We start from the raw sequence: 12923 nt of genomic DNA on the forward strand, positions 1-12923 counted from the left end.
TAACGGCTCCTTTTTTATGCAAATTGTTTAAGTGCTTTTTCAGCTAATAAAGCGAAGTATTCTGCACTTATAGGTAAAGCTCGCTCGTCTACTGTAAAAGCTGGATGATGCCATTCGTGTGTACCACTCGTTCCCATAAAGACAAATGAACCAGGTATTTCTTGTTGGTAAAAAGAAAAATCTTCTCCGGCCATTGACGGGGTAGGGGAGATGATTTTTAAATTCATTTTTTCAGCAACTTGAGAGGATAAGTTTGTTAAAGATGTATCGTTATGAACAGCAGGAGGACCTGCATAAAAACGAAATTCTGTTTTTACACCTAATGCATCAGAAACCCCTTGAATAATACGTTTCATTAGTGCAGGAATCTTTTCACGTGTTTCAGTTTGGAATGTACGTACAGTTCCTTCCAGCGTTGCTTTTTCAGGAATAACGTTCCACGTATTTCCTGAATGGATGTTTGTGACACTGACGACGGCATTATGTGAAGAGCTTATATTTCGGCTTACAATTGTTTGGAGTGCCATAACAATTTGAGAGGAGGCGACAATAGGATCAACCCCAGCATCTGGTACAGCTGCATGTGTACCAACTCCGTGAATTTCAATTTCAAATCGATCAACCCCGGCCATCAGTGGACCATCTTTAATACCGATTGTGCCTACTGGTAAATCGGGTTTATTATGCATACCGAAAATAGCTTGTACACCATGTAAATGCCCGGCTTCAATTACTTTGCAAGCACCATTGCTACTTTCTTCAGCTGGCTGGAATATAAAGCGTACAGTTCCGCTAAGAGAAGATTCTTTTTCTTTTAATAAATAAGCGGCACCTATAATAGCAGCTGTATGAAAATCATGCCCACAAGCATGCATTTTACCGGGAATTTTTGAAGCGTACGGTAAATTTGTTTCTTCTTGAATAGGAAGGGCATCAATATCAGCACGGATTGCTATAATGGGTCCTCTATTATTCCCTGAAATTTCAGCAATAACGCCTGTTTCTAAACTAGAATGTATAATCGTAATGTTTTTCTCTTCTAACCAATTTTTTATAGTCTTCGTCGTTTCAAATTCTTCGTATGATAATTCTGGATGCTCATGTAAATTTCGACGAATAGAAATTAGCATCTCAGTTAATTGCTCTAGATTTGCTGCCACGTATAATGCCTTCTTTCTTAAATAAAGTATTTACATTAAGTATACAATAAGAAAAGAGAGGATTCTCAAATGAAAATCCTCTCTCGTTTTATGCTGCCAGTTTTTTGGGGGTATGATGTTTACGATAACGTCCACGCATTGCGTAGGCAATTTGCGGGATTGCAATACCAATTAAAATAAGTGATACACCGAACCATTGTGAAGATAGCACAGCTTCTTTTAAAACGAATACAGACATAATTGTTGTAACTGGTAGTTCTGCTGCACCAAGAATAGTCGCTAACCCAGAACCTATTTTTGGAATACCGATTGTAAAGGCGATAGACGGAATAACGATACTAAATGTTCCTAAACCTAAACCGTATTTCCAAAGTCCTTCAGAAATTGCACCGTTAAAAATAAATGTTGGCGGGAATACAATCATTACTAAAGTTAAAGCGCCAGTCATTAAGAGAACACCACGTGGTAATGAAGGTACTTCAACAGCAACTTTTCCGCTCACAAAAATGTATGTTGCAAATGTAACGGCAGATAATAATCCTAGTATGATTCCAGTCGTATCGAAATCACCTGCTGATTTTTCTAGTAAACCACTTGATAAAAACGTACCTGCAAGTAAGAAAATAACAGAAATAACTTTTTCTCTTGAAGGTAATGTTTTTGTTGCAACTGCTTCAATAATAATTCCGACCCAAACGAATTGGAATAAAAGGATAATTGCAATAGATGCGGGCACAGTTTTTAATGAAGCATAATAAAAAATGCCAGTGAAGCTTGCAGATGTTCCTGCAACGAATAAAATTAATGCTTGTTTTAATGGAACACGATGTCTAGAAAATAGAAGTGTAATAGCCAGTAAAATAATCCAACCAAACATATATTGGCTGCCAATTACCTCTGCAAGTGAAAATCCTTCTGCATATGCAAGTTTAACGAAAATAGCTAAAATCCCATAACTACACGCTCCTAATAAAACTAAAAGAGAATAACGAAGCATGAAAAATTCCTCCCATCTATATGAAATCGTTCCGTAACGGACATATATAACTAGAGGGAAGTATACAAAATTAAAAATAAAGGGTCAAATAAAAGAAAAGTGTGACATTTTATAGAATAATAATAAAAGTATGATATTTATGCATAATCTTGAAATTAGTAATAATAGAAGTATTGTAAAATCAGCTGTGTGCTGTATAAAGACAGCATTTGAAAAAAATATTTTTTAGGGAGATAAAAAGGTAGTCCGTTATAGTGTGCTAATCATTTGAGAAACTATGTTACCTTTGTTATGTTAATAGCAATTAGAGAAGTTTCGTAGTTCAATTGAGATTTTTCTATATAATAGAAGGAAATGAAAACGTTTTTTTAGAAACTGTGTGAAAGGGTAGTTTTTCTTATTATCAAGTTGCTAAAGTGATTTCACGAATTGTTCATAGTATTTTTGTATGTTTTTGCTACAATATGTAAGGAGAGGAGTGAAATAATGCAAGATATTAGTATTTTTTTAGCGTTTGGTGCTGGGTTTTTATCATTTATTTCCCCATGTTGCTTACCACTGTATCCGGCATTTTTATCGTACATAACAGGTATGTCGGTTTCTGATTTGAAAGAAGAAAATGCAATGCTTCGCAAAAGAAGTATGATACATACAGCGTTTTTCTTACTTGGATTTTCAATTATATTTATTGCAATTGGATTTGGTACAAGCTTTATTGGAGGCATCTTTACAAATTATAAAGATTTAATTAGACAGCTAGGTGGTATATTTATCATCGTATTCGGTCTTATTACTGTCGGTGTGTTTAAGCCGAAGTTTTTAATGCAAGACCGTAAATTTACGTTTAAAAATCGCCCGAGTGGCTATTTTGGATCTGTTTTAATTGGATTAGCATTTGCTGCAGGATGGACGCCTTGTACAGGACCTATTTTAGTGTCTGTCATTGGATTAGCAGCAACAAACCCAGAATCAGCAATGATTTATATGATCGCATATATACTTGGATTCGCTATCCCGTTCTTCGTACTATCCTTCTTTATTACGAAAATGTCTTGGATTAAAAGAAATAGTATGAAATTCATGAAAATTGGAGGATACGTTATGATTGTCATGGGTATCTTCCTATATTTTAACTGGATGACGAAAATTATCGTATATTTCTCAAGTTTATTTGGTGGTTTTACCGGTTTTTAGTATTATTCTGTGAAAATGTTGGAAATACTAACGGAAAAGCATATAATGAAAGTATATTTTGCATATAGCCACAAAAAAGGATGAGAAAATATGAACATAGTTGTTTTATCCAGTATCGTTGCTGTTTGTATGGCTGTTGGTGCGATGTTTATTCGTTTAAAGGCAGCTAAGAAACCTGCAACATTGAAAAAGATTATACTTCCGCCATTTTTTATGAGTACGGGAGCGTTGATGTATGTTTTTCCTGAATTTCGATTAACTCCAGCAGAAATGTTAGAAGCAATTGGTGTCGGCTTGTTTTTCTCTATTTTTCTTATTAAAACATCTAAATTTGAAATTAGAGGACAAGAGATTTATTTGAAGCGTTCAAAGGCATTTGTTTTTATATTAATTGGATTACTTGTCGTGCGGATTGTATTTAAAACTTATTTAAGCCAATCTCTTGATTTAGGACAACTTAGTGGAATGTTCTTCTTACTGGCATTCGCTATGATTGTGTCATGGAGAATTGCCATGTACCGTTCCTTTACGAAATTACAGAAGGAAATGGAAAAAGAAGATGGTTTTTATAATGAAAAAGATATGAAATTAACTTAAAAACTGTATATGTATAAAATAAAAAGACAGCGTTTTTTGACGCTGTCTTTTTATTTATATTGCTAACATCTTCTATTCCAACCGCGCCGTATAAAACGTTCCCCATTAAAGAAACAGTTTAAATTTGGTGATACGAATGGACCGATAAACGGAATAATATTTGGTTCTGTAGTCTCATCAACTGGAATCGGCGGTTTAGTAGGATCAGGTCTAAGTGTATAGCGAATGCGAGCGGTATTTCGAATGAGACCATTTCGTGGTTCTGCTGTTACTTGGACGATAAAGCGAACAACGACAGATTCACCTGGATTAACAGTGCTGATAAGAATACCAATAGTTGGGTTAGTTCCGGGACGTGCTACTCCGTTTACTGTTACTGAATTCGGATAGAAAGTAACTTCAGGAGGAAGTGGATCGGTAATGAGTACATTATTTGCTGGGATAGCGCCATTGTTAGTAAAGGTAAGGGTATATGTGATGAAGTCACCGAGATGGGCGCTATTTACATTTGCGTTCTTAATAAATGTGTTTGGTTCATTAGGAGTTACTTCTATTGTAATTGGTGGTGTTGTTGTCGTTGTTGTGACAGGTGGTCTAGTAGGGTCAGGTTGAGAAGTATACGTAATGGATGCGATATTTGTAATCATTCTATTAGGTGGAAGGGTAATAACCTGTACTTGGAATGAAATCGTTACTGAGTCTGATGGATTCAGGTTTCCAACTGGAATGCCTGTAGCTGGATTTGCATTTGGAACTGGAATGTTGTTAATTGTAACACTGTTTGGAATGAATGATGTACCGGTAGGAAGTGAATCTGTAACAGAAATACTAGTAACGGGAATCGTACCTTCATTTTGAAATGTGATAGTAAATGTAATTGTATCACCTACTGAAACGATGGATTTATCAGCGGTTTTTATCGGATTAATAGTCCCGACGTTTACAGAGGTAATTGTAGTAGGCGTAGGTGTAGTAACGGATACAGGTGGTTTAGTAGGATCAGGTTGATATTGGAATGAAACGTTACCTTGGTTTTGAATTTTTCCGTTTGGTGGAATAGAAGTAACTAGGACACGGAAAGAAATCGTTGCTGATTCAGATGGAGCAAGGGTTGAAATAGGGATGCCTGTAGCCGGATTTGCAGTTGGTTGCGGCACGTTGTTAATTGTGACACTATTTTGGATGAATGAAGTACCGACAGGAATTGTATCAGTTACAAGTATATTATTAGCAGGAACGGTACCTGTATTTTGGAGAGAAATTGTATACGTAATGATATCACCTAATGTAACTGTTTCCGGCGTAGCTGTTTTTTGCGGATTTAATATAGCTGTATTTACCTTCGTTGTGTTAATTGGAGTCGGGTCTGTAATGGTAATAGGAGGTTCACCAGGATTTGGTTGGTACGTAAAAGTAACAGTTGCTTGATTTCGGATGATACCACCTGGTGGGACGCTCGTTACTCTCGCTTGAAATTGAACGGTTATTGTATCGGTCGGATTGACTGTTCCGACAGGTATACCTACTACAGGATTTGCTCCAAGATCCGGAATACCATTTATTACAACAGTCCCTGGAACAAACGTTAGTCCATTTGCTAACGGATCAGTAATGATAACAGAAGTTGCAGGAACCGATCCACGATTTTGAAACGTTACTGTGTAAGTGATAGTTTCATTAATATCTACAATTTGTTTGTCTGCTAGCTTAGTTGGATTAGGTGTAGGCGTAATAACGGATACTTCAACAGTTGGAGTAGGATCTGTAATGGTAATAGGAGGTTCACTAGGGTTTGGCTGGAACGTGTAAGTGACGGTTGCTGTGTTTTTAATAATACCGTCTGGCGGGAGTGTAGTTACAGTAACTTGATAGGTTAATGTAACAATTTGTCCTGGAGTTACAGTCCCGACATTTACACCACTATTTGGATTTGCACCAGGTGAAGAAACGCCATTTATCGTAACGCTATTCGGAATGAAAGTAGTACCAGTTGGAGTAGGATCTGTAATAATTACATCTGTTGCATTTATATTCCCGACATTTTGGAACGTAATTGTATAAGTGACAGTATCACCGAAATTAATAACTTGAGGGTTTGCTTGTTTGTTAGGATTAGTGGTAACTTCGCTTACTTGTGTTTTTGTAGCTGGGGTTGGTGTAATAACAGATACGGGTGGTAAATTTGGATCTGGCTGATACTGGAATGAAACGGTTCCTTGATTTTCGATAAAACCTGTAGGTGGTATCGATGTTACTTGAACTTGGAAAGTTATAACGACTGAAGTGTTAGGTTCTAGTGTACCGATAAGAATTCCTGAACTAGGAATGATACCTGGTTGTGCAACGCTATTAATCGTAACGCTATTTGGAATGAAAGTAGTGCCAGCTGGAATAGGATCGGTTACAAGTACATTTGTTGCAGGGACAGTACCTGTATTTTGTAAGGAGATTGTATAGGTGATTGTGTCACCTAATAAAGCAAATACTTTATCAGCAGATTTTGTAGGATTCGTTGTTGCGGTGTTGACATTGGTAGTAGTAGGAGGTGTTGGAGTAGTCACTGTTACTGGAGGTTCTCCAGGATTAGGTTGGAAGGTGTAGGTGATAGTAGCTTCATTTACAATAATTCCGTTAGGTGGTATTGAAACAACACGAACTTGGAAAGTTACAACAACTGATTGACTAGGGTTTAATGTGCCAAGAGGTATGCCAAGAGCTGGATCAACATTACTAGTCGATATACCGTTAATTGTAACGCTATTTGGAATGAAAGTAGTCCCGGTTGGAATTGGGTCTGTAAAAACAACGCCTGTCAACTGTACAGTTTGTAAGTTTTGGAAGGTAGCGGTGTACGTAATGATATCACCTATATCAACGTTGTTTCGATCGGCCGTTTTCGATGGATTAATAATGCTGTTAATAATCTCAGTATTAACGGGTGGTGTTTCCCTTGTTTCTATAATAGGTGGTTCATTTGGATTAGGCTGAGATGTAAAGTTGATTGAACCAACATTTGTAACAACCCCGTTAGGAGGTATATTTGTAATTGTTACTTGGAACGTAATGGTTACTATTTGATTTGGTTGTATTGTACCAATAGGTATCCCGATACTTGGATCAACACCTGGTTGTGAGATCCCATTTACAGTAACAGAATCCACAATAAATTGTGTACCTACTGGTGGTTGGTCAGTGACAGATACATTCGTCATAGGAATATTTCCGACGTTTTCAAGGGTGATTGTATAAGTGAGTGTATCTCCAATATTGGCAAGTTGTAAGTCTACTGCTTTTGTTGATTCTAGTTCTGCATTTTGCACAATTGTTTCTGCAATTGGAGTAGGTGTTGTTGTTGTAATGGGTGGGAGATTCGGGTCTGGTTGAGATGTGTAAGTGACATTTGCTTCATTTGAGATAACGCCATTTGGTGGTAGCGCAGTTACTTGTACTTCTAAAGTAACAGTCACTAGTTGTCTAGGGCTTAATGTTCCAACTGGAATTCCTGTTGCTGGTGTCAAATTAGGTTGAGGAATACCATTAATCGTAACACTTCCAGGAATAAATGTAGTTCCAGTGGGGATAGAATCAGTAATAATAACATCGGTTGCAGGTATATTACCAGAATTTTGAAGGATGATTGTATAAGTGAGTGTATCACCAATACTTGCAAACTCACGATCTACTGTTTTTTGCGGGTTCGGGTTAGCGGTACGAACAGGTAATGTTACGGTAGGAGTCGTTTCTGTCGTTGTAATAGGAGGTTCGCTAGGATTGGGTTGAGAAATATAGGTAACAACTGCTGTATTTTCTATTTTCCCGTTAGGTGGAATAGCATTGATTTGTATTTGGAACGTAGCTGTAACAGTTTCGCCAGGGTTAACTGTACCGACGGAAATGCCTGTAATCGGGCTTACACCAGGTTGAGGGATAGTATTTACTGTAACGCTATTCGTAACAAAAGTTGTACCTGGAGGTAAAGAATCTGTAATTGTTACACCTGTAGCAGGTATAGTTCCTTGGTTTGTAAATGTGACAGTATAAGTTACAATATCACCAATTTCTGCAAACGTAAGGTTTGCGGTTTTAGTTGGGCTTATGACTACAGTTTGAATAGGAGTCGTTGTTTCAGGGGTCGTTTCTGTTTTTGTGACTGGAGGTAAGTTTGGATCCGGTTGATAATTAAATGTTGCACTTCCTTGATTGCGTATTTCTCCACTAGCAGGGATGTTTACTACTCGTACTTGGAAAGTAATGGTCGCTCGTTCGGATGGTGCTAAAGTTCCAAGTGAAATTCCTGATGCTGGATTGGTTCCTGGTTGAGGAATACCATTAATCGTAACACTGTCTGGAACTAATATAGTACCAGCAGGGATAGAATCCAGTACTGTTACATTCGTAGCAGGGACAGTACCGGTGTTTTGAAATGAGAGCGTATAGGTAATGATATCATTTAATGCAGCGAAGGAACGATCTGCTGTTTTTTGTGGATTTAGTGTTGCGGTATTAACTGCCGTTTCTGTTTCAGGAGTTATAATAGTTGTCGTAACAGGAGGTTCATTCGGATTTGGCTCATATGTGAATGTTATATTTGCTTGATTTTTAATGATTCCCCCGGGCGGGATGCTATTTACTACACCTTGGAACGTAACTGTAATACTTTGACCAGGATTTACAGTGCCAACTGGTATACCAATTTCGGGATTTTCTCCAAGCTGTGATGTTCCATTCACAACAACACTACCTGGAACGAATGAAATACCAGATGGAAGTGTATCTTTTACGATAACGTTTGTAGCAGGGACGGTCCCTCTATTTTGGAATGTTACGGTAAAAGTAATCGTATCTCCTAAATCAGCAATTTGTCGATCTGCAGATTTTGTAGTCGTCGGATTTGGATTGTTAATTGGGATATTCACACTTGGAGTCGTAGTAGTTGTTGTAACGGGAGGCTCACTTGGATTCGGTTGATATTGATAAGTGAAGGATGCTTGGTTTCTAATTACCCCATCAGGTGGTAAATTTGTAACGACAACTTGATACGTGATTGTTTTTGTTTCTCCGACAGAAATAGTGCCGAGTTGTATTCCGAGTTCTGGATCGGAACCAGGATTCGAAACGCCATCAATTGTAACACTATTTGGAGCGAAAATAGTCCCGTTAGGTGTAGGGTCTGTAACGACTACATTTGTAGCTGGAACTGTCCCATTATTTGTAAAAGTGACCGTATAGGTAATTGTATCTCCTATATCAGCAACTTGTTTGTCGGCAGATTTTGTAGGCGCTGTAACAACGGTCCCGACTTGTGTTTCTGTTTTAGGAGTTGGGGTCGTTTTTGTAGCAGGAGGTTCATTTGGATTAACAATATGATTAAATGATACAATGCCTTGGTTTTCTATAAGGCCATTTGGTGGCACACTTGTAACTTGAACCTGGAATGTAATTGTTTTTGCTTGATTTGGATTTAAAGTGCCGATTGATATACCGTTTTCAGGATTACTGTTAGGTTGTGAGACACCATCAATCGTGACGCTATTTGGAATAAATGTTGTACCGTTTGGAATTGGATCGGTTAGTACAATATTCGTTGAAGGAACAGTGCCGTTATTTTGTAAACTAATTGTATACGTAATAATATCACCAATGTCAACGAAAGTACGATTAGCAGATTTTGTAGGGTTAACCGTAGCGGTATTAACAGCGACTGTAGTAGGTGCTGTCGGTTCGGTTGTTGTAACAGGCGGTCTTGTTGGATCTGGCTGATACGTATATGTCGTTGAAGCTTCGTTTGTAATAACACCGCCAGTAGGAATTTGTGTAACAAGAACTTGGAATGAGAGTATTTTCGTTTCACCAGGATTAATTGTTCCTACTGGAATCCCTAGTGCTGGATTTGAATTTGGGACAGGGGCATTATTTAAGACTACGCTATTCGGAATGAATGTTGTACCAGCAGGAATTGTATCATTAAAAACTACATTCATAGCAGGGATCGTACCATCATTAGTAAATGTAATCGTATACGTAATAACATCACCGATATCAACAGTAGTTTTATCCACTGTTTTAACAGGGTTTGTAATAGCGGTGTTAACGGGAGTAGTAGTAGGTGGTGTAGGGTTTGTTGTTGTAATAGGTGGTTTTGTAGGATCTGGTTCATACGTAAATGTTGTGGTTCCGATATTTCGGATCAATCCATTTTCTGGGAGAGAGGTAACTTGAACTTGGAATGTAACTGTAGTAGTTGCACTAGCGGCGATTGTACCGATTTGTATACCACCAGCGGGATTTACACCAGGTTGTGAAGCACCGTTAATTGTGACACTATTCGGAATGAATGTAGTGCCACTTGGAATTGGATCAGTTACAATAACGTTCGTCACAGCGATGTTTCCTGTATTCGGTACAGTAATTGTATACGTAATAATATCACCAATATCAGCAATTTGTGGACTAGCAGTTTTTGTTGGATTTACAATTGCAGTTCGTACAGAAGTAGTTGTTGGAGGTGGTGTTGTCGTAGTTGTCGTTGGGGGTTCAGACGGGTTCGGCTGCGATGTAAATGTTATATTTGCTTCGTTAGTAATCGTTCCATTAGCCGGAAGAGAAGTGACTTGAACTTGAAATGTGACAGTTGTAGTTTGACCAGCAGGAATCGTACCTAGCGGAATATTTGTTGGTGTTACGCCAGATTGTGTCGCTCCATTAACTGTAACACTGTTTGGAATGAAAGTAGTGCCAGTAGGGATAGGGTCAGTGATAGAAACATTCGTTGCTGAAATATTACCGTTATTTGGGACGGTAATCGTATACGTAATGATGTCACCAATATTCACAATTTGTTGGTTTGCACTTTTAGTTGGATTAATGATAGTAGCATTAATTTGTGTTTCAACTATATTACTTGTAGAGTTTCTGTTAATTGGTGGTTGGTTTGGTGGATTATATTGAAAGCTTGAAGTTGCACTATTTGGAATAGGGTTTGGTGTAGGGAGGGTATTAACTCGAACTTGAAACGTAATTGTAGCATTCCCGTTTGCAGGAATCGTTCCTACATTTATACCAGTAGCAGGATTATCGGGAGTAGAAGTGCCATTTACTGTAACGCTACCTGGTACAAACGATGTACCAGCAGGAGGGGTGTCTGTAATGGTAACGTTATTGGCAGCTAATGGAGCCTCATTTGTAGCAGTAATTGTATACGTAATCGTATCACCGATCGTAGCGATTGTTTTATCGACTGCTTTTGTTATTGCGACATTGGCTGTGAAAATATCTGTATCAACTATATTGCTGGTTGTTGTACGTGTGATAGTGGGTGCGTTAGGTGCAGGTTGAAATTCATATCCAAATGATGCTACGTTGCTGGCGACAGGTGGGGTAGGGATACTTGTTACATCTACTTGGAAAGTAATTGTAACAGAACCACCAGCAGGGATGTTATTGATGGGAATTCCAGTTGAGGGGTCGCCAGCTGTTGGAGTGCCATTAACAGTTACACTGTTTGGAACGAAAGTGGTGCCAGCTGGTATGGGGTCTGTAAATGTAACATTTTGGGCAGGAAGTGTTCCGGTATTTTGGACAACGATTGTATAGGTTAAGCGACTTCCTATTGTTGCTATTGCCATTAGATTCGTCCTTTCTAAATGAATTTAAATCCGATCAATAGTTAGACATTTACAAATAGAATCATTTTACAATTTAAAAATGATTTCATTTGTAAAAAAAATGTGAAAAATGAGCTCGTCATTGCATCCTATTCAAATATAAATGAATAGGTATAGGCAAAGGCATTTTTTTTGCCTAAATTAGCTTGTACGTATATAAATGGAACTTTTTCGTTTTGCTCGCATTAAATGAAATAGCGAGAAAATATTTATTTTATAATAGAAAGGAAGTGAGGTTTTGGCCTTCGTTCAAGCTTATGGAAAGAATGACAATTTATTTATGATGCATACAGGAAATACGATGGGTATGCGTGGTACGGCGAATACAAACTTTGCTTATAACGCACTCATAACATTAAATACAGATTCTACTTTTGGAGGAGTACCGTCATCAACTAATCCAAATACATTTGGAGGTACGACAAATGATTGGACGTTAGATGGTTCATGGGCCGAATTGAATCCTTCAATTACTATTGTTCCTGCTACGGCGGCTGTAGATTTCGCATTACTTGTATGGACAGGGGGGTTGGATGCGACTGTAACAAATGCTGTTGTTGATGCGAATCCTCCAAATTTAGTCGCGCCTGATGGAACGAGTACACAAGTGACAATTAATTCAGCGTGGTCGTCAGGAGGAGTGAATTTACCCTTTATAGCCAATGTTTATAATCGAGCAGCAGATGTAACGAATTTACTACAAGGATTACCAAATCGAGCGGCGGGAAGATATAGTGTAACAGGATTACCAACCCGTCCACCAGTTGGTTATGGCGCAGGATGGTCGTTGATCGTTGTATATCGTGATTCCTCATATCCGATGAGAAATGTGAGTTTATTTCCAGGATTTTTATTATCAGGTACACCGCAAACTCTTTCTGGATTTTTCACCCCAGCTACAGGAACAGTGACAGCACGTGTTTTTGTAATGGCAGTAAATGGTGATCCGAATTTTACAGGTGATAATTTTCAATTGAACTCAGTGACATTAACTGGACCGAATAATCCATTGGGGAATTTTTTTAGAGGGCAAGTGAATGATATTAATGGAAATTTAAATACAATTGGTAGTTTTGCTGATCGGAACTTTTCAGGAACGACTACAAATGCAAATGCAAGAGCTGAATTTGACATTACAAATGTAAATGCTACAGGTTCTATTGCATCAAATACGACATCTACACAAGTAAATATTACAGGTACAGGTGATACAATTTATATGAGTGCGGTAGGGTTACAAATAGATTTAGCAGAGGCTAAATTAACAGCTACAAAATCAGTAACAGTAAGTTAAAGTAAAGAAGATTGCTA

6 protein-coding genes and 1 pseudogene are annotated in these 12923 nt (G+C 37.9%); 4 read left to right on the forward strand and 3 right to left on the reverse strand.

Annotated elements, in window-relative coordinates:
* Positions 1-14: 14 nt before the first annotated feature.
* Positions 15-1160 (reverse strand): M20 peptidase aminoacylase family protein, encoded by a 1146-nt coding sequence (locus KVT31_RS25335; protein ID WP_088097350.1) that lies wholly within the window; start codon positions 1158-1160, stop codon positions 15-17.
* Between the two features lie 88 nt (positions 1161-1248).
* Entirely contained in the window at positions 1249-2157 is a 909-nt protein-coding gene (locus KVT31_RS25340) for an EamA family transporter (protein ID WP_088097349.1), read from the reverse strand.
* Positions 2158-2483: 326 nt separating this feature from the next.
* Between KVT31_RS25340 and KVT31_RS30760 the strand changes: the two are divergent.
* The 3 genes and pseudogenes from KVT31_RS30760 to KVT31_RS25350 all read left to right on the forward strand — a co-directional run bounded on the left by KVT31_RS30760 (position 2484) and on the right by KVT31_RS25350 (position 3948).
* Positions 2484-2627, forward strand: a pseudogene (locus tag KVT31_RS30760) (peptidase T).
* Between the two features lie 16 nt (positions 2628-2643).
* Positions 2644-3351: a cytochrome c-type biogenesis protein CcdA gene (ccdA, locus tag KVT31_RS25345; protein ID WP_088097348.1), complete on the forward strand. Its 708-nt coding sequence runs from the start codon at positions 2644-2646 to the stop codon at positions 3349-3351.
* Between the two features lie 90 nt (positions 3352-3441).
* On the forward strand, positions 3442-3948 hold the full coding sequence (locus tag KVT31_RS25350; protein WP_001028639.1) for a CcdC family protein: 507 nt from the start codon (positions 3442-3444) through the stop codon (positions 3946-3948).
* A gap of 62 nt (positions 3949-4010) precedes the next feature.
* Here KVT31_RS25350 and KVT31_RS25355 read toward each other — a convergent pair whose 3' ends face one another.
* Positions 4011-11573 carry a DUF7507 domain-containing protein gene (locus tag KVT31_RS25355; RefSeq protein ID WP_088097347.1) on the reverse strand — a complete coding sequence of 2521 codons (7563 nt, stop codon included), beginning with the start codon at positions 11571-11573 and terminating at the stop codon, positions 4011-4013.
* 277 nt (positions 11574-11850) lie between these two features.
* Here KVT31_RS25355 and KVT31_RS25360 point away from each other — a divergent pair, with 277 nt between their 5' ends.
* The gene (locus tag KVT31_RS25360) at positions 11851-12906 is read left to right on the forward strand and encodes a hypothetical protein (protein ID WP_088097346.1); all 1056 of its coding nucleotides are present in this window, start codon (positions 11851-11853) and stop codon (positions 12904-12906) included.
* Positions 12907-12923: the final 17 nt, after the last annotated feature.

Origin of the sequence: Bacillus sp. GbtcB14 (assembly GCF_019091205.1) — a bacterium.
In the GTDB taxonomy this organism is placed as follows: Bacteria; Bacillota; Bacilli; order Bacillales; family Bacillaceae_G; genus Bacillus_A; species Bacillus_A cereus_AG.

What these genes read in the sequence shown, in the direction of transcription:
- KVT31_RS25340 (WP_088097349.1), bottom strand. Translation starts at nt 2,157, where the DNA reads ATGCTTCGTTATTCTCTTTTAGTTTTATTAGGAGCGTGTAGTTATGGG.
- ccdA (WP_088097348.1), top strand. Translation starts at nt 2,644, where the DNA reads ATGCAAGATATTAGTATTTTTTTAGCGTTTGGTGCTGGGTTTTTATCA.
- KVT31_RS25350 (WP_001028639.1), top strand. Translation starts at nt 3,442, where the DNA reads ATGAACATAGTTGTTTTATCCAGTATCGTTGCTGTTTGTATGGCTGTT.
- KVT31_RS25355 (WP_088097347.1), bottom strand. Translation starts at nt 11,573, where the DNA reads ATGGCAATAGCAACAATAGGAAGTCGCTTAACCTATACAATCGTTGTC.